Source organism: Mycolicibacterium sediminis (genome assembly GCF_010731735.1).
In the GTDB taxonomy this organism is placed as follows: Bacteria; Actinomycetota; Actinomycetes; order Mycobacteriales; family Mycobacteriaceae; genus Mycobacterium; species Mycobacterium sediminis.
In genome coordinates, this window is sequence record NZ_AP022588.1 from 3,757,965 (window position 1) to 3,775,754 (window position 17,790).

Annotated in this window: 16 protein-coding genes; 9 read left to right on the forward strand and 7 right to left on the reverse strand. The window is 70.7% G+C overall.

All coding sequences use genetic code 11. From position 1 onward, the window contains the following. Nucleotides 1-151: 151 nt before the first annotated feature. Nucleotides 152-1,639, forward strand: a complete 1,488-nt coding sequence (locus tag G6N64_RS18015) for an AAA-type ATPase lid domain-containing protein (RefSeq protein ID WP_246230697.1) — start codon at nt 152-154, stop codon at nt 1,637-1,639. A gap of 36 nt (nt 1,640-1,675) precedes the next feature. Continuing rightward, the gene (locus G6N64_RS18020) at nt 1,676-2,632 is read left to right on the forward strand and encodes a TIGR03557 family F420-dependent LLM class oxidoreductase (protein WP_163798401.1); all 957 of its coding nucleotides are present in this window, start codon (nt 1,676-1,678) and stop codon (nt 2,630-2,632) included. Nucleotide 2,633: 1 nt separating this feature from the next. Here G6N64_RS18020 and G6N64_RS18025 read toward each other — a convergent pair whose 3' ends face one another. From G6N64_RS18025 to G6N64_RS18035, 3 genes are read right to left on the reverse strand one after another with little or no spacing between them, the layout of a single operon-like run. Then, a complete protein-coding gene (locus G6N64_RS18025; protein WP_163798402.1) occupies nt 2,634-3,014 on the reverse strand; it encodes a VOC family protein in 381 nt (126 codons plus the stop codon). Continuing rightward, nucleotides 3,011-4,375: an NtaA/DmoA family FMN-dependent monooxygenase gene (locus tag G6N64_RS18030; protein WP_163798404.1), complete on the reverse strand. Its 1,365-nt coding sequence runs from the start codon at nt 4,373-4,375 to the stop codon at nt 3,011-3,013. Before G6N64_RS18030 ends, G6N64_RS18025 begins: the two co-directional genes overlap by 4 nt. 16 nt (nt 4,376-4,391) lie before the next feature. Further along, the gene (locus G6N64_RS18035) at nt 4,392-5,567 is read right to left on the reverse strand and encodes an LLM class flavin-dependent oxidoreductase (protein ID WP_163798406.1); all 1,176 of its coding nucleotides are present in this window, start codon (nt 5,565-5,567) and stop codon (nt 4,392-4,394) included. Between the two features lie 295 nt (nt 5,568-5,862). Here G6N64_RS18035 and G6N64_RS18040 point away from each other — a divergent pair, with 295 nt between their 5' ends. Together G6N64_RS18040 and G6N64_RS18045 are read left to right on the forward strand one after the other, a co-directional pair. Further along, the gene (locus G6N64_RS18040; RefSeq protein WP_163798408.1) at nt 5,863-6,150 is read left to right on the forward strand and encodes a WhiB family transcriptional regulator; all 288 of its coding nucleotides are present in this window, start codon (nt 5,863-5,865) and stop codon (nt 6,148-6,150) included. 93 nt (nt 6,151-6,243) lie between these two features. After that, entirely contained in the window at nt 6,244-7,839 is a 1,596-nt protein-coding gene (locus tag G6N64_RS18045) for an HNH endonuclease signature motif containing protein (protein WP_163798409.1), read from the forward strand. 21 nt (nt 7,840-7,860) lie between these two features. Here the strand turns inward: G6N64_RS18045 and G6N64_RS18050 are convergent, their stop codons facing one another. Continuing rightward, the gene (locus tag G6N64_RS18050; protein ID WP_163798411.1) at nt 7,861-9,246 is read right to left on the reverse strand and encodes an aspartate aminotransferase family protein; all 1,386 of its coding nucleotides are present in this window, start codon (nt 9,244-9,246) and stop codon (nt 7,861-7,863) included. Nucleotides 9,247-9,381: 135 nt separating this feature from the next. Next, nucleotides 9,382-10,872 carry a CoA-acylating methylmalonate-semialdehyde dehydrogenase gene (locus G6N64_RS18055; protein WP_163798413.1) on the reverse strand — a complete coding sequence of 497 codons (1,491 nt, stop codon included), beginning with the start codon at nt 10,870-10,872 and terminating at the stop codon, nt 9,382-9,384. Between the two features lie 136 nt (nt 10,873-11,008). Here G6N64_RS18055 and G6N64_RS18060 point away from each other — a divergent pair, with 136 nt between their 5' ends. From G6N64_RS18060 to G6N64_RS18075, 4 genes are all read left to right on the forward strand, one after another. Continuing rightward, on the forward strand, nt 11,009-12,622 hold the full coding sequence (locus G6N64_RS18060) for a PucR family transcriptional regulator (protein ID WP_163798415.1): 1,614 nt from the start codon (nt 11,009-11,011) through the stop codon (nt 12,620-12,622). 4 nt (nt 12,623-12,626) lie between these two features. Next, nucleotides 12,627-13,100, forward strand: a complete 474-nt coding sequence (locus tag G6N64_RS18065) for a GAF domain-containing protein (RefSeq protein ID WP_163798417.1) — start codon at nt 12,627-12,629, stop codon at nt 13,098-13,100. Between the two features lie 66 nt (nt 13,101-13,166). Further along, complete coding sequence (locus tag G6N64_RS18070; protein ID WP_163801913.1) at nt 13,167-14,381, forward strand: CaiB/BaiF CoA transferase family protein; 1,215 nt, start codon at nt 13,167-13,169, stop codon at nt 14,379-14,381. Between the two features lie 30 nt (nt 14,382-14,411). Next, complete coding sequence (locus G6N64_RS18075) at nt 14,412-15,302, forward strand: SDR family NAD(P)-dependent oxidoreductase (protein WP_163798420.1); 891 nt, start codon at nt 14,412-14,414, stop codon at nt 15,300-15,302. On the opposite strand, the gene G6N64_RS18080 is transcribed toward G6N64_RS18075, so the two are convergent. Continuing rightward, nucleotides 15,285-16,067, reverse strand: a complete 783-nt coding sequence (locus G6N64_RS18080; protein ID WP_163798422.1) for an MBL fold metallo-hydrolase — start codon at nt 16,065-16,067, stop codon at nt 15,285-15,287. The two genes, G6N64_RS18075 and G6N64_RS18080, sit on opposite strands and share 18 nt — an antisense overlap. 155 nt (nt 16,068-16,222) lie before the next feature. Here G6N64_RS18080 and G6N64_RS18085 point away from each other — a divergent pair, with 155 nt between their 5' ends. Beyond that, nucleotides 16,223-17,290 carry a hypothetical protein gene (locus tag G6N64_RS18085; RefSeq protein WP_163801914.1) on the forward strand — a complete coding sequence of 356 codons (1,068 nt, stop codon included), beginning with the start codon at nt 16,223-16,225 and terminating at the stop codon, nt 17,288-17,290. Here G6N64_RS18085 and G6N64_RS18090 read toward each other — a convergent pair. Next, complete coding sequence (locus G6N64_RS18090) at nt 17,247-17,744, reverse strand: DUF1990 domain-containing protein (RefSeq protein WP_163798424.1); 498 nt, start codon at nt 17,742-17,744, stop codon at nt 17,247-17,249. The genes G6N64_RS18085 and G6N64_RS18090 overlap by 44 nt on opposite strands. Nucleotides 17,745-17,790: the final 46 nt, after the last annotated feature.

The following is a 17,790-nucleotide window of genomic DNA, read 5'->3' on the forward strand; positions in this document are numbered from 1 at the left end:
CTGGTGTGACGGCTGTCACAACACTGAGGCGAGCCTAGGAGCGCGACGAGCCGGTGCCGAGGGCCGTGGCGTCTCAATCTGAGACGCTGCGGATGCACACCGCGGTGCGCGAGGGTGGCAGGATTTGTAACGTGGATCACAGGAGGTGCGCGTGACCGCCGGAGTCCCCGAACGCGTGGGGCTGCACCGTGCGCAGCGCCGCGAGTCCGGCGACGTCGCGGTCACCGCCGAGGCGGTGCCCCGTCGACTGCTGGCGTCATGGCAGCGCAGCGAGGAGTACGGGATCTCGCTGGACGCGGTCGAGCCGGTGTTCACGGGTACCGACGACCTCGGGTCGCTGTTCTTCGAATGTGGCAACGAGGTACTCGCCGATCTGCACCGGACGCTGGCGAACGAGCCGGTGAGCATGATGCTCACCGACGCCGAGGGCGTCGTGCTCTCCCGGCTCTCGGGTGACCGGTCACTGCTCGAGGCTCTGGACGACGTCCACCTGGCACCTGGGTTCGCCTATTCCGAGCGCGAGGTGGGCACCAACGGGCTCGGCCTCGCCCTGGCCGACCGGGTGCCGACGCTGGTTCGTGCCGAGCAGCACTACTCGATGAGTCTGTGCAGCTTCACCTGCGCCGCCGTCCCCGTCCTCGATCCACAGACCGGTCGTCTGGAGGGCAGTGTCAACCTCACCACCTGGTCGCGGTCGTCGAGCGACCTGCTGCTCGCGCTGGCTCGGTCGGCGGCCAGCAACACCAGCGCGTTGATGCTCGCCCGGACTAGCGGGCGGCCGCGCCGACAGCCGCCCCGGGGTCAGGTGTTCCGGGTCGAGGTACCGAGGCTGGAGCCGGGGTCAGGCACGTTGCACGACCTGTCCACGCAGTGGAACGACGTCGTAGCGGCCGCGGAGCGTGGGATGGCCTCCGGCGGAATCGTCGCTGCGGTGGGTGAACTCGGCTCCGGGCGGGCGACGTCGCTGGCGCAGGCCGCCCGCCACGTCCATCCGAGGGATCGCATCCTGTCCGCGACGGCGCCCGCACCGACCGACGTCCAGACGTGGTTGGGGCTGTGGACACCGGAACTCGGCAAGTCACACACCGCGGTCATCGTCCGCAACGTCGACATGCTGCCGACCTGGGTCGCCGAACGGCTGCGCGCACTGGTCCTTCGCGGCAGCACCGAGGCGGCGGTGCCGTTCGCGGTGACCGCGGAGCGCTTCGCGGACATCCCCCCGGCGCTGGCGGAACTCGTCGACACCGTGGTCGACGTACCGCCGCTGCGAGATCGGTGCGACGACGTGCTGCCGCTGGCGCTGCACGTCGCCCGCCGGGTGCGGGGCCGTGACGTCGACGTCACCCCGGCCGCGGCGAGGGCGCTGCGCAATCACGACTGGCCTGGCAACGTCGACGAGCTGACCCGCGTCGTCACGCACGCCGCGGGCCGGGCCGACGTGATCGACGTCGGCGGACTGCCTCCGGAGGTGTTGGCGGGCAGCACCCGACACCTGTCGCGGATCGAGGCATTCGAGCGCGGCGAGATCATCCGGGTCCTCGGACTGCAGGATTCGACGATGGCCGACGCCGCTCGCGAACTGGGGATGAGCCGCGCCACGCTCTACCGCAAGATCGCCCAGTACGACATCCACCAGTAGAGGCGTACCCGCGGACGGACGGGGTATGGGATCACGATGGCAAAGATCGGATACTTCCTGTCCTGTGAACAGTTCGGCCCGAAGGAATTGATCGACCAGGCGAAGCGCGCCGAGGCGGCGGGGTTCGAGGCCCTGTGGATCTCGGACCACTTCCATCCGTGGAACGACGAGCAGGGCCAAAGCCCCTTCGTGTGGGGTGTGATCGGTGCCTTGTCGGAGGTGACGTCGCTCCCCGTCACGACGGCCGTCACGTGCCCGACCATCCGCATCCACCCCGCGATCATCGCGCAGGCCGTGGCCACCGCCGCCGTGCAGCTCGACGGCCGGTTCGTCTTCGGCGTCGGCAGCGGCGAGGCGCTCAACGAACACGTCCTGGGCGACCCGTGGCCATCGGTCGGCGTGCGCCTCGAGATGCTCGAGGAGTCACTCGAGATCATCCGAAAGCTGCACGAGGGCAGGGAGATCAGCTACCACGGCCTGCACTACGAAGTGCAGGAGGCGCGCATCTACACGCTGCCGGAGCAGCCCGTCCCGATCTACGTGTCGGGCTTCGGAACCCAGGCAGCCGAACTCGCCGGGCGCATCGGCGACGGCTTCTGCACCACCATGCCCGACGCGGAGCTGATCAAGGCGTTCCGCGAGTCCGGTGGCGGGGACAAGCCGGTGCAGGCCGGCACGAAGGTGAGCTGGGACCGCGACGCGGACGCAGGCCTCGACGCGGCACATCGGCTGTGGGCCAACGAGAGCCTGCCGGGTCAGCTCGCGCAGATCCTGCCGCGGCCAAAGGACTTCGAGGACGCGATGAGCCTCGTGCCGCGCGAGAAGGTGGGCGAGTCGGTCACGTGCGGGCCGGACGCGGACGAGCACGCCCAGCAGATCCGCCCCTACCTGGAGGCGGGCGTCGACGAGGTGTACGTGCAGCAGATCGGGCCCGACATGGAGGGGTTCTTCGCCGCGTGGGAGAAGGACGTGCTGCCGCAGCTGCGAGGCTGACTCAGTCCTCGACGCCCCATACGAGACAGAACGTGTGGCCGGCCGGGTCCCGGAACACCCGGAACTTCTCGTCCACCTCGTCCCCGACGCCCTGGATGCGAGTCGCGCCGAGTGCCAGCACCTCTCGTTCGGCGGCGTCGGGGTCATCGACACGGACGTCGAGGTGGAACTGCTGCGAGCCTCGGGGGTCCGGGAACTCCGGCGGTCGGTGCTCGGGCGCCGTCTGGAACGCCAGGCGGGTGCCGGACGTCACGTCGAGCACCACCCAGTCGTCCTCGGACTCGGCGGAGTTGATCTCGCCGCCGAGGAGGCCGGCGTAGAACTCGGCGAGTGAGCTGGGGGCCGGGCAATCGAGGACGACGGTACGCAGTGATCCGATCATGGCTGCAGGACGCGGCGTGACGGCTGCGCCAGGCCCAGGTGGTCGCGCAGCGTCGTGCCGCTGTACTCGGTGCGAAACACGCCGCGCTCCTGCAGGAGCGGCACCACCTGATCGACGAAGGGGTCCAGTCCGGTCGGCGTCACGTGCGGCACCAGGATGAAACCGTCACTCGCGTCGGCCTGCACGAGGTGGTTGATCTCGTCGGCGATGGTGGCGGCCGAACCGATGAAGTTCTGCCTGCCGGTGACCTCGATGATGAGTTCACGTGTGGTCAGGTTCTCGGCTTCCGCCCGGGCGCGCCATTCGTTGGCGGTGGCGATCGGATCGCGGTGCATGCGGACGCTGGCCCGGCCCTTCGCGATGGTGTTCTCGCCGACGACGGGGTCGACGGTCGGCAGGGGCCCGTCGGGATCGTGGTCGGACAGGTCGCGGTTCCAGAGTTGCTCGAGGAACTTGATCGCCGTCGCGGGGGAGACCTGGGCGAGCCGGACGTCGTGGGCGATGTCGGCGGCTTCGGCATCGGTGTCGCCGAGGACGAACGTCGCCGCGGGCAGGATCAGCAGGTCGTCGTTGGCGCGGCCGTACGTGGCCAGCCGGCCCTTGACGTCGGCGAAGAACGCCTGCCCCTCGGCCAGGGTGCCATGCCTCGAGAAGATCGCGTCGGCGGCCGAGGCCGCGAACTCCCGACCGCGGTCGGAGTCGCCGGCCTGGAAGATCACCGGCCTGCCCTGCGGGCTGCGCGGTACGTCGAACCGGCCGCCGATGTCGAAGTGGTCGCCGGCGTAGGCGAACTCGCCGGCACGCGGGTCCGACAGGAAGCGCCCGGCGTCCTTATCGGCCACGATCTCGTCGCCGTGCCAGGAGTCGAACAGGACGTGTGCGGCCTCGAGGAAGCTCTCGGCGCGCGTGTAGCGCTGGTCTTCGGCGAGGTAGCCGCCGCGGCGGAAGTTCTCACCGGTGAACGCATCCCACGACGTGACGACGTTCCACGCGGCCCGGCCATCGGACAGGTGGTCGAGTGACGCGAACTGGCGGGCCACCTCGTAGGGCTCGTTGAACGTGGAGTTAATGGTGCCGGTCAGCCCGAGGCGCTCCGTCACCGCGGCCAGCGCGGCGAGCACCGTGAACGTGTCGGGTCGGCCGACGACGTCGAGGTCGTAGATCTGCCCGTTCTGCTCGCGCAGTCGCAGGCCCTCGGCGAGGAACATGAAGTCGAACTTGCCGCGCTCGGCGGTCTGGGCGAACCGGACGAACGAGTCGAATTCGATGTGGCTGCCGGAGGCGGGGTCACTCCACACGGTGGTGTTGTTGACGCCGGGGAAGTGCGCGGCGAGGTGAATCTGCTTGATCGGTTTGCTCATCGGTGCTTCCTGACGCTCAGGCGGTGGCATAGCGGTTGACGGGGCGGGGCAGTCCGAGCGCCTCGCGGAAGGTGCGGGCGGCGTAGCTGGTGCGGAAGGCGCCCCGCCGCTGCAGCTCGGGGACCAGCGCGTCGACGATCCGGGTCAGGTCGTCGGGCAGGACGGCGGGACGTAGTCGGAACCCGGCGAGGCCGGCGGCGTGCCACTCCTGCAGCAGGTCGGCCAGTCCGGCGGGGGTGCCCACGAACGTGTGTGCGTCGCTTCGATGCTCGACGCCGGCACGCTCGTCGAGCCGGTCACGGCGCGCGGCGGCCTCGGCGTCAGTGTCGGCGAGGACCACCTCCACGTCGGCGAACAGGCGCACCGGGTCGAGTCCGTCGGGCCGCAGCGCCGCGACGTCACCGACCCGCGTGATCGCCTCGGCCGTGTCGCGAGGGGTGACGAAGCCGACGTCGGCGCTGGTGACGACCAGCCCGTCCGCCGGGCCGCCGTGCGTGAGTGCGGCGACGACCGGCTGACCCTGCGGCGGTCGCGGCGTGATCGATGGTCCACGGACGGAGAAGTAGTCGCCTTCGAAGTCGATGTAGTGCAACCGGTTTCGGTCGACGTACCTGCCGGTGCCGACGTCGCGGATCACCGCGTCGTCCTCCCAGCTGTCCCAGAGCCTGCGGACCACCTCGACGTAGTCGGCGGCCTCGGCGAACAACTCGTCGACCGACGGGACGTCCCTACGGCCGAAGTGCCGCGCCGTCGCCGGACTGGGCGCGACCCGCACCCGCAGACCCGCTCGGCCGGAGCTGACGTAGTCGAGCGTCGCGATGGCCTTGGACAGGTGGAATGGCTCGGTGTGGGTGACGACCGCCGCCGGGAGGAAGCCGACGTGCCGCGTCAGCGGGGCGACGCGGGACGCGATCAGCACGGCGTCGAGCCGGCCCCCGACGCGATCGGTGCGGTCTGTGCGGTCGTCGGGAGTGGACCCGTCCTCCGACTGCAGCGCCAGCGCGTCCTCGATCGTCACGAAGTCCAGCAGGCCGCGTTCGGCCGCCGTGACGAGGTCGGTCCAGTACCTCGCGGTGAGCAGTTCGCGGGGGCGGGCGCCGGGCTCGCGCCATGACGCCGGGTGCCACCCGGTGCCGTCGAGGGCGACGGCGAGGTGCAGTGACTGTGCTTGTTGGGACGCTTCTCGGGACACTGAGGGTGCTCGCTTTCGTCGTGCGCGGTCCTCCTGACGAACCGTCGGCTGCCGTCGGTGATTCCGCTTCGTTGCCTCCGATTCGCTCCTCTCACCAGTCTGCGCCGTGGCGGCCGGCGGCGCAGTCGCTGGCGACCCCGGCCTGACCTGGGTCGACGTCCCGTCGGGCGTGGTCGGTCACCGTGCAGATGATGGCCACCCGACTTCTGCTCGCGTCGCGCGTAAGTCCGGGCGCTGGACTCGTGGCGAGTGGATGTCTTCTCCCCGTGTCCGCCCCGCGGCGACACTGACACCCATGACGGCATCGCACGCTCGGCCACGGCCGCTGGTCGAGGAGTGGGACTGGCAGTACGAGGGGGAGTGCCGGCGGCTGCCGCCCGAGGTGTTCTTCCCGGAGGACTCGGGTCGCGTCGGTCTGCGTGCCCGCGAGGAGCGGGCCAAGCAGATCTGCCGCTCCTGCCCGGTCGTGAACCTGTGCCGCGAGCACGCGCTGGCCGTCCGGGAGACGCACGGGGTGTGGGGTGCGATGTCCGCGCGTGACCGTGCGAAGGTGCTGACGGGTGGGTCGGACCCTCGAGTGTGAACGTGGCGACGCCCGATCAGCGTGTCGCGTCGTGGTTTTCACGCTCGGGCGGCTTCTCGGCGCGTGTCGGTCGCCTGCGGTAGAATCGAACATGTGTTCGAAACACTCTCGCCCGACGATCTGCTCACCGAGGTGGAGCAGTGCCGTCGGGAGGAGGCCGCGATCATCGGCAGGCGCATGGCCGCGGTCGCGGAGTTACTCGGGCATCGCACGCTGGAAGCCGAAGGCGTCGACGACGACCCGGGCTACGCCATGATCACCGGGTTCGCCCGCACGACGGCCGAAGTCGGCGCCGCACTCAACCTGCCGCCGTCGTCGGCGAGCGCCATCGTCTCGCACGCCGAGGCGCTCGATGCCCGGCTGCCCGAGGTTGCCGCCCTGCTCGCGGACGGCCGCATCGACTGGCCCACGTGCGAGGTGATCATCCGCCGGACTGAACTGGTCGACCCCGACGCGATGGTCGAGCTGGACCAGCGGCTCGCCACGAAGGTCTCCGGGTGGCCGTCGTGGTCGCGGCGGCGGGTCATCAACGCCGTCGACGCCGCGATCGCCCGCCTCGACCCCGGTGGGGCGAAGGAGCGGAGGGTGGCCGCCGACACCGACCGCTACCTGAGGGTGACGGCCAAGCCCAATGGCATGGCCGCGATCAGGGCGTCGATCCCGGCGCCGGCGGCGGCGATGTTCGACAAGCGGATCACCGACATGGCGGCCTCGGTGTGCGCGAACGATCCGCGAACCACGATGCAGCGCCGCGCAGACGCCATCGAGGCGCTCACCGACGGCCGCGAACTGGCGTGCACCTGCGGGCGGTCGGGCTGCCCCGTCGAACCGGCTGGATCCGAATCCCGGGGTAGGGCGCGGTTCGTCGTCAACGTGATCGCCGGCGAGGCGACGCTCAACGGCCGCAGCGAGGAGCCCGGGCACCTGGAGGGGTACGGCGTCATCGACGCCGAGCAGGTCCGCCAGATCGCCACCGGCGCGATCGTGCGGCCGGTGGGTCCGCCGCCGACGAGCGCGGAGGTCGCGGCGTCGCTGCGGTACCAGCCGTCCGCGGCGGTCGAGCGGTGGATCCGGTGCCGGGATCTGACGTGCCGGTTCCCCGGCTGCGACCGCCCGGCCTGGCGCGCCGACGTCGACCACACCGTCCCCTTCGACCACGACGATCCGTCAGCGGGTGGGCGCACGGTGCCAGGGAACCTCGGCTGCTACTGCCGTCAGCACCACCGGCTCAAGACCTTTCACGGCGGTCCCGACGGGTGGCGTGACGCCCAACTCGCCGACGGCACCATCGTGTGGACGTCGCCGACGGGGCGCCAGTACCGCAGTACGCCCGACGGTGCCGAGCTGTTCGACGGGATCGCCGCCGCCTGCGGCATGCCCAGGCCGCGCAAGCGCAACCGGCGGCGGGAGAAGGCCGCCCGCATCGCCGCGGCCCGCGACGGGATGCACGCCAAGCGGGCAGCCAACGAGCAGACGCTCGTGCTGAACCGGGCACGGTACGCCGAGATCGACATCCGCAAGTGGCGCAACGACATGCGTCGCACGCTGCTCAACCTCAAGGGCGGCCGACCGAGCGTCAGCCCGTGGTGCACCTGGGTCAACGACCCCCGCGAGGACGAACGCATCTCCGCCGATTGGCGGCCGCCCGAACGGGATCCGGACGAGACGCCGGAAGAGCCACCGTTCTGAGGCGGCCGCGACCGGTCTGGCCTACAGCTCCGCGTCGGCGACGTCGAACGCCGCGTCGAGGATGCGCAGACCCTCGGCCACCTCGTCGTCGGTGACGTTGCACGCGGGCACGGCGTGGATGCGGTTGAAGTTCGCGAACGGCAGCAGACCACCCGACTTGCAGGCGCCGATGACCGCGTTCATCGCGGGGCTCGAGCCGCCATAGGGTGCCAACGGTTCCCGCGTCTCCTGATCGGCCACGAGTTCGATCGCCCAGAACACGCCGAGGCCGCGGACCTCGCCGACGCAGCGGTGCTTGGCGGCCAGGTCGCGCAGACCGGGGCCGAGGACGTCGGTGCCGATGCGCTTGGCATTGGCCACCATGCCCTCGTCCTCCATCGCGTTGATCGTTGCGACGGCCGCCGCACACGCCAGCGGATGGCCGGAGTAGGTCAGGCCGCCCGGGTAGGCGCGGTCGTTGAACGTCGCGGCGATCTCTTCGCTGATCGCGACGCCGCCCAGTGGCACGTAGCCCGACGTGACGCCCTTCGCGAACGTGATGAGGTCCGGTGTCACGTCGAAGTTCTGGATCGCGAACCACTCACCGGTACGGCCGAAACCGGCCATCACCTCGTCGGCGATCATCACCATGCCGTACCTGTCGCAGATCTCCCGCACGCCGGCCATGTAGCCGGGCGGCGGGACCATGATGCCCGCGGTGCCGGGCACCGACTCGAGGATGATCGCGGCGAATGACGACGCGCCCTCGTGCTGGATCAGCCGGTCCAGGTACTCCAGCGCCCGCTCGGTTTCCTGCTGCTCGTTCTCCGCGTGGAACGAGCTGCGGTACAGGAACGGTCCGTTGAAGTGCACGACGCCGGCGCTGGCGTAGTCGTTGGGGTAGCGGCGCGGGTCGCCGGTCAGGTTGATCGCGGTGTCGGTGCCGCCGTGGTAGGAGCGGTAGCGCGACAGGACCTTGTACCGGCCGGTGTGCAGCCGGGCCATGCGCACGGCGTGCTCGACGGCGTCGGCGCCGCCGTTGGTGAAGAACACCCGGTTCAGGTCGCCCGGCGTGCGCTCGGCGATCAGGCGGGCGGCCTCCGAGCGAGCGTCGTTGGCGTGCTGCGGCGCCACCGTGCACAGCTTGGCGGCCTGCGCCTGGATCGCCGCGACCACCTTGGGGTGCTGGTGACCGATGTTGGTGAAGACCAGCTGGCCGGAGAAGTCGAGCAGCTTGTTGCCGTCGCCGTCCCACACGTAGGAGCCGTCCGACGCCACGATCGTCATCGGCTTGATCTGCCCCTGCGCCGACCACGAATGGAAGACGTGGGTCCGGTCGAGTTCGTAGGTGCGGGCGGCCTCGGCGCGCGCGTCCTCGACCGACAGGCCGTTGGGCAGGGTCGCGGTGTCCTGGGTGGTGGTGGTCATGGGTCCATCCTTCACTGTGGTCGGCGACGTCGGGCAACTAGTTCCGCGGCGAGCGTGCGCGAACTCAGGTACGAGTGCGGCGTGTCGCCCGCAGACACGCACGCTCGCCGAGGAGGGGCTCAGCCGAGGAGGGGGTCAGGCGTTCTCGGGGAACCCGAGGTTGATGCCGCCGTGGCTCGGGTCGAGCCAGCGCTGCGTGATCGCCTTCTGGCGGGTGAAGAACTGCACGCCGTCCATGCCGTGGGCGTGGCTGTCGCCGAACAGCGAGTTCTTCCAGCCGCCGAAGCTGTAGTACGCCATCGGGACGGGGATCGGCACGTTGATGCCGACCATGCCGACCTGGACCTCGTTCTGGAAGCGACGTGCCGCGCCGCCGTCGTTGGTGAAGATCGCCGTGCCGTTGCCGTAGGGGTTGGCGTTGATCAGCTCCATCGCCTCGTCGTAGGTCTCGACGCGCACGACCGACAGGACCGGTCCGAAGATCTCGTCGGTGTAGACGCTCATCTGCGGCGTCACCTGGTCGATCAGGGTGGGGCCCAGCCAGAAGCCGTCCTGCCCACCGTCGGCGCTGACCGTCCGGCCGTCGACGACGATCTTGGCACCGTCGTTCTCGCCGGCGTCGATGTAGGACGCCACCTTGTCTCGGTGCGCCTTCGTCACCAGCGGGCCCATGTCGGAGTCCTTCGTGCCGTCGCCGATCTTGAGCGGCGTGGTGCGCTCGGCGATCTTGGCGACGAGGTCGTCGGCGATCGGGCCGACGGCGACGCAGGCCGAGATCGCCATGCAGCGCTCACCGGCCGAGCCGAAGCCGGCGTTGACCATCGCGTCGGCGGCCAGGTCGAGGTCGGCGTCCGGCAGCACCACGGCGTGGTTCTTCGCGCCGCCGAGGGCCTGGACGCGCTTGCCCGCCGACGTGCCGGTGGCGTAGACGTACTGCGCGATCGGGGTCGAACCGACGAAGCTGACCGACTTGACCTTCGGGTTGGTTAGCAGCTCGTCGACGGCGGTCTTGTCGCCCTGCAGCACGTTGAAGACGCCCGCGGGCAATCCGGCCTCGGCCCACAGCGCGGCGATCCACAGCGACGCCGACGGATCCTTCTCCGACGGCTTCAGCACCACGGTGTTGCCCGTGGCGATCGCGATGGGGAAGAACCACATCGGGACCATCGCGGGGAAGTTGAACGGCGAGATGACGCCGACGACGCCCAGCGGCTGGCGGATCGAGTAGACGTCGACGTTGGTCGAGGCGTTCTCGGTGAAGCCACCCTTGAGCAGATGCGGGATGCCGCAGGCGAACTCGACGACCTCCTGGCCACGGCTCACCTCGCCGAGGGCGTCGGAGAGCACCTTGCCGTGCTCGGCGGTGATGAGCGCGGCCAGCTCGCCCTTGCGGGAGTTCAGCAGCTCGCGGAAGTTGAACAGGATCTGGGTGCGCTTGGCCAGGCTGGTGTCGCGCCACGCCGGGAAGGCGGCGGCGGCGGCGTCGATGACGGCCTGAGCATCGGCGACGCTAGCCAGCGACACGTCGCCGGTGACCTCACCCGTCGCGGGGTTGGTCACGGGAGCCGTCGCGCTGCTGTCGCCGGCGAAGGTCTCGTTGTTCAGCCAGTGGGAGATCGTGGGCATGGAGGCGTCCTTCGTGCGGGTGGTGGACCGGCCCAGCCGCGTTGCTGGTGGTGACACCGTCGATTCTCGCAGCCGGGCCGCTGAATGGACCGGTGCACACCGTCACCGATTCGCCGATTCCGTTTACACTGTGTCAATGGCTCTGACCGTGGCGGACGTCGTCGCGCTGCCGGTCGTCCGGCGCGGCGACCCCGAGGTGCTGAGCGACAGCCACTGGGGTGACGAGATCAGGTGGGTGCACGTCGGTGACGTCGCCGACCTGTCCGCGCTGCTGCAGGGCGGCGAGCTGCTCCTCAGCACCGGGGCCGCGCTTCGCCGTACGCCGCGGGTCTACCTCCAGAGCCTCGCGGACGCGGGGGCCCTCGGCGTCGTGGTCGAACTTGGTCCGTCGCTGCCCGCCGTCTCGGCGACCGTTGCGGCCATGGCGAAGGACCTCGACCTGGCACTGATCGCCCTGCACCGCGAGATCAAGTTCGTCGAGGTCACCGAGGCCGTCCACCGCCGCATCGTCGCCGCGCAGTACGAGGAGGTGACCTTCGACCGCCGCGTCCACGAGGTGTTCACCGAACTCAGCATGAAGCGCGCGTCGGTCACCGGCATCGTCGACGCCGCAGCACGGATGCTCGACGAACCCGTGGTCCTCGAGGACCTCGCGCACCAGGCGCTGGCCACGTCGGTCACCGGTCGCGCGGCGGCGGCACTCCTCGACGACTGGGAGGTCCGGTCCCGGCGTGCGACGACCGGTGGCGACGAGGACTGGCTGGTCACGTCGGTGGGACCGCGGGCCGAGGAGTGGGGCCGCCTGATCGTCCCCCGCCCGCCGGGCGACGCGGAGCGCGCGAGACGGGTGCTGGAACGCGCGGCCGCCGCACTCGCCCTGAACCGCATGATCGAACGCGACCGGTCCGGCCTGCATCAGCAGGCGCAGAGCGGGCTGATCGACGACGTCCTGCGCGGCCGCATCACCGACGGGCGCGAAGCGGCGGCGCGCGCGCACGCGCTAGGCCTGCGCAAGTCGACCAGGTACCTGCCGGTGACGGTCCGGGTCGACCGGCCGTCGGATGGAGCGGATCCCGTTGCGGCGCAACGTCGCAACGTCGATCTTCTGGACACCGTGGCCCACGTGGTCAACGCCGCCGGGCACACCGGGCTGTTCACCATCCGCCGCGACGGGGAGGTGGGAGCGGTCGTCACGCTGGCCGCGACGCGGGCCGGTGGCGACGAGCACGCGCTGACGGTGCTGGGCACCGACCTGCGCACCGAGATCCGGCGCGTGCACGCCGTGGCCGCGGTCACCGCCGTGGGTCCAGCGGCCGGCGACGTCGTCGACGCGGTCGAGGGTCTCGCCGAGGCCTCCCACGTCGCGGAGGTGGCTCTCGGCATGGGCGCCGACGCGCGGGCCTACTACCGGGCGTCCGACGTACGGTTGCGCGGCCTGCTCGCGCTGCTGCGCGACGACCCGCGGGTGCAGGGGTTCGCGGAGACCGAACTCGGTGCGCTGCTTCGCAGTTCGGACACTGCCGAGCCGAGCAACCTGACGGTGCTGCGCGAATACCTCGCCTCGGCGGGCAACAAGGCCGCGCTCGCGGGCCGCCTGCACGTCAGCAGGCCCGCCCTCTACAAGCGCCTCGCGACCATCGAACGCATCCTCGGCGTCGACCTCGACGACGCGGAGTCCCTGACCTCCCTGCACGTGGCGATGCTGGTGCACGACGCACGCCGCGGCGCGAGACCGCGAGCGGACGGGTAGCGGGATGTCTGCGGGCGTCTACCGCGCACCCCTGCGCTCGCGGCGCGACGACGTCCCGCTCGGCGAGTCCGTGGCGTGGGCGCGGCGGCGGGCGATCTGCGGATTCGGCGGCGTCCTCGTACCACCGCCCGACGACCTCGACGACGCCGTGACCCTCGCTCGCATCCAGTACGACGAGCGGCTCGCGCGCCGGATCGAGCGGTTCGCCGCAGTGCCCACCGGCGCCTACGCCTGGACCCGCGACGACGACGGCGCCATCTGGCTCGGCCGGCTCACCGGCCCGTGGCACTACGACGCGAGTCCGGCGGCGGCCGACGTCGACCTCGTCCACGTCCGCCGCTGCGACTGGCGTGCCGCGCCGGTGCCCGACCCGGTGGTGCCGCCGGCCGTGCACGCCACGTTCGCGCGCGGGGGACGCAACTTCCAGCGCATCCACGACGGCGACGTCGAGGCCCAGACCCGCCGCGCCTGGCACTGACAACGGTTACAGTCGAGGCTTCGACTGTAACGACCGACGACGGGGAGTGCCGACGTGATCAAGGTGATGCAGGGCGTACGGGTCCTCGAGGTCGCACAGTTCACCTTCGTCCCCGCGGCCGGCGCCATCCTGGCCGACTGGGGTGCCGACGTCATCAAGGTCGAGCACCCCGTCCGCGGCGACACCCAGCGTGGCTTCCTCTACATGGGCGGCATCCAGCTCGACCCCGACCGGCACCCGCTCATGGAGCACCCCAACCGCGGCAAGCGCAGCGTCGGCATCGACGTGTCCACGCCCGAGGGGCAGGAGGTGCTGTACGAGATCGCGAGGACGGCCGACGTGTTCCTCACCAACTACATGCCGCAGGCGCGGCAGAAGAACAAGTTCGACGTCGAGCACATCCGCGCCGTCAACCCCGACATCGTCTACGCCCGCGGGAGTGCCTACGGGGACAAGGGGCCCGAGCGTCTCGTCGGCGGATTCGACGGCACGGCGTTCTGGACGCGCAGCGGCGTCGGTCACGCCCTCACGCCAGAGGGCATCGGAGGCGCGCTCCCGCAGGGCATTCCGGCCTTCGGCGACTCGATCGGCGGCATGAACATCGCCGGCGGCATCTCCGCCGCGCTGTTCCATCGCGAGCGCACCGGCGAGACCTCCGAGGTCGACGTGTCGCTGCTCAGCACCGCGTGGTGGGCGGCCGGGGCCAGCGTCACCCAGGGGATGGAGACCGGCGAGACGATGCGCTCGACCCTGCCCACCGAGGTCGGTCCAACGGTCAACCCGTTCCTCGGCAACTACCTCACCTCCGACGGCGGCACCATCAACCTCTGCATCGTCAGCCCCACCGGGTACATCCGGGACGCCTTCGAGCACTTGGGGCTGCCCGAACTCGCCGACGACCCGCGGTTCAGCGATGTCATGCCCCTGATCGAGAATGCCTCGGCGGCAGCATCATTGATTGCCGACTCGATCCGGAGCAGGCCGTTCGACTACTGGCGACGGCACCTGAAGACGATGCGCGGGCAGTGGGCGCCGTTCCAGAGCCTGATCGACCTCGCCACCGACGAGCAGGCACTGGCCAACGACATGGTCGTCGAGGTGGAGGCCGGCGACGGCGGCGCGCCGTTCAGGGTGGTCCGCGGTCCCGTGCAGTTCAACCACGAGCCACTGGAGACCACCAGGGCGCCACAGGCGTCCGAGCACACCGAACTTGTGCTGATGGAGCTGGGCTTCGACTGGGACCGGATCGAGGCCCTCAAGGACTCCGGCGCGATCGCGTGACGCAGGGCCCCGCTGGGTAGGGTCGCGGACGTGACGACGAACTGGACTCCGAGCCGACTCGGCGACCTCACCGGCCAACGGATCATCGTGACGGGCGCGACCAACGGCGTCGGACTCGGGACGGCCCGCGCGCTGACCCAAGCCGGCGCGCACGTCATCCTGGCCGTCCGCAACACCGCCCTCGGCGAGCAGCGCGCCGCCGAGATGGGCGGATCGACGTCGGTGGTCGAACTCGACCTCGCGAACCTCGCGTCGGTCCGCTCGTTCGCCGAGAAGATCGACGACGACGTCGACGTCCTGATCAACAACGCGGGAGCGCTGTCGCAGTACCGGACCGAGACCGTCGACGGGTTCGAGACGACCATCGGCACGAACCTGCTCGGGCCGTTCGTGCTGACCAACCTCCTGTTCGGGCGGATCCGCTCGACGATCGTCAACGTCGGCTCCGACGCGCACCGATCGGCCACGCTGCGCATCGACGACCTGCACCTGCGGAACACCTCGTGGAACGTCATGGGCGCCTACGCGCGCTCGAAGCTGGCCGTCATGCTGTGGGGGCTCGAACTGGACCGTCGGCTGCGCGCCGCCGGCTCACCGGTCGTCGCCCAGCTCGTGCATCCCGGCTGGGTGGCATCGAACCTCTCGCACGTCTCGGACAAGCCCCTCATGTCGCTCGTGCACCGCGGCGTCCAGGCGGTGGGCGGCGTGTTGGCCAACGACATCGACCAGGGTGCCGCACCCACGCTGTACTGCCTCAGCGAGCCGATCCCGCCGGGCAGCTACGTCGGCGTGGACGGTCGGTTCGGGCTGCGCGGCGGCCCGGTGCTGATCGGACGGTCCGCCGTGGCGTGCGACTACGAACTCGCGGCGCGCCTGGTCGACGTCGCCGAGAAGGAAACCGGCTCAACGCTTCCCGTGTAGCGCCTCGGCGAGCAGCGTGGGGTCGTGCGCCGACACGATGAGCAGGTCCGGGTCGCGGCGGGCGTACAGCTCGGCGAGCCGGGCATGGTTGTCCCGCACCCGCCGGGCGTCCCACGCGATCAGCGACTCCGACACCCGCATGCCGCGCGGGATCGTGCCGACGCCGTCGATGGTGCCGCGGTAGTAGAACGCGTCCCCGGCGTGCAGGATCCACCGGTCGCCCGCGTCGACCGCCACGCACGCATGACCCGCGCTGTGCCCGGGCAGCGACACCAGCACGATGCCCGGCGCGATCTCGTCGAGTTCCTTGGCGGCGGCGAAGCCGCGCCACGCCTCGCCGTCGGGCTCGTGGGTGACGAGGTGGGGCCCGTGCGCCCACTGCTCGGGGCGGAACCGGAACCTCTCCCGACGGATCGGGTGCTGCGCACCCCGCACCTCGGCGGCGGTCACGTGGATCCGGGCGTCGGGGAAGTCGGCGAGGCCGCCGATGTGGTCGACGTCGAAGTGGGTCGTCACGACGTGACGCACGTCGTCGATGCGGAACCCGAGGCCCTCGACCTGCCGTGCCGCGGTCTCGGCGGCGTCGAACCGCGGCCGCAGCAGGTGGCGAACCGGCCCGATCCGCCGGGGATCGGCGCAGTCCCGCAGGCCGAACCCCGTGTCCACCAGGACGAGTCCGCCATCGGTCTCGACGAGCAGGACGTGGCAGACGACGTCGGCACCGGGTGCGTTCATGGTGCCGCAGTTCAGGTGGTGCACCCGCATGGCGTGTGGTGGTCCCTTCCGCCGGGCGGACGCGCGACGTCCCGCAACATACCGGTCGGGTCGGAGGCGTTCGCTGGACGCCGTGAGCCACCGGTGCTGAGGTGTACACCGTGGACACGCGCCGGAGACACCATGGAGTCCTCACCCGCAGCGCGATGGGACCCAGCGCCACCGAGGCGTTCATCATCATCGCGATCGCCACGATCCTGCTGACCCGCGGCTACCTTCGGTTGACCGGCTATCCGCAGATCGGCGGCGGCAACCTGCACATCGCCCATGCGCTGTGGGGCGGTGCGCTGATGATGCTGGCGCTCGTCATCGGCTGGATGACGCTCGGGCTGGGTGCGCGGATGCTCTGTGTCGTGTTGGGCGGCATCGGGTTCGGGCTGTTCCTCGACGAGGTCGGCAAGTTCGTCACCAAGGACAACGACTACTTCTACGGGCCGTCGGCCGAGATCATGTACGTGCTCGTGGTCGTCATCCTCGTCGGCGCGCGCATGGTCCGGGACGTGCGGCCGCTGAACGCCGTCGAGTGCCTCGCGTCGGCGGCCCTCATCGCGGCCGACGGCATCGCCAGGGGACTGGCGCACCGCCGTCGCGAGATCGGCGTGGTCCTCGTCGAACGCGCGCGCGACCTCGGCGCCGATGCCGACGACGTCGCGCGCGTGCACGACCTCCTGCTGTCGGCCGATCCGGCGTCCGACAGGGTGTACGCCGCGCAGCGCCGCGCGCTGGCGTTGATCCCCGGCTTCTTCCGCAGTCCGCGCTGGGTGCCGGTGGTCGGGTGGCTGCTGGTGCTCGGCTCGTTCCTGAGCGTCTCGCTCGGCACGCTCGGCGTCGCGATCGGCGGCTACTTCTACTCCGACGACCACCTGACCGTCAGCCTCGACGGATTCAACGTCCCCTCGGCGATCCTGCTCGTCAGCGCGGTCCTCACCCTCTGCCTGGCGTTGCCCGCGATGATCGGCCGCCGGCGCACCGACGGCGTGTGGCCGCTGCGCTGGCTGCGCAACGCAGCGCTGATCTTCACGCTGCTCAACGCCCTCGTCGACTTCGCCACGGAGGGCTTCGGAGCGCTGATCACCCTGTCGATCGGGCTGTTCGCGCTGGCGATCCTGTCCTACCGGCTCGACGTGGCGGTGCGTGCGGGCGTCGATCTCGACGGTGTGGATCCGGCGGTCACACCGCCCGCACGTAGCGTCGGCTCATCCAGCCCTGGATGAGCGACGTGACCGGCCCCGCCAGCCTGCTCCACCACGTCCCGTGCCGGGAGAACGCCGTCACCTCCGCATAGACCGCGTCGTCGGCGGCGTCGTACCGCACCGCGAACAGTTCCTCGCCGGTCTCCGCGTGGCCGCGCAGCGTGCCGTAGGCGTAGCCACGCCGGTCGGGCTCGTCGAGGACGTAGACCACCCGGCACGGCGCGCTCACCGGGCCGAGTCCGACGATCACCTCGGCGCCCACGTGGGCGACCTCCGACGTGGCCCGCACCCGCGCTCCCGCGCCCCGCAACATGCCCCACCGCAGCACCGCGTCGCCGGCCGCCTCGAACCGTTCCCGGCCGCGGCCGATCAACGCCGACTCGCGCACGTGGTGGTAGCCGCCGGGCAGCGGGCCCTTCGTCGCCCCGATCTCGGAGTAGGTGAAGGGCAGGTCCGCGAGGTCGCTGAGTCGCACCCGACCACCTTGCCATCGTCGACCGCCGACGCACCGAATACGGTTA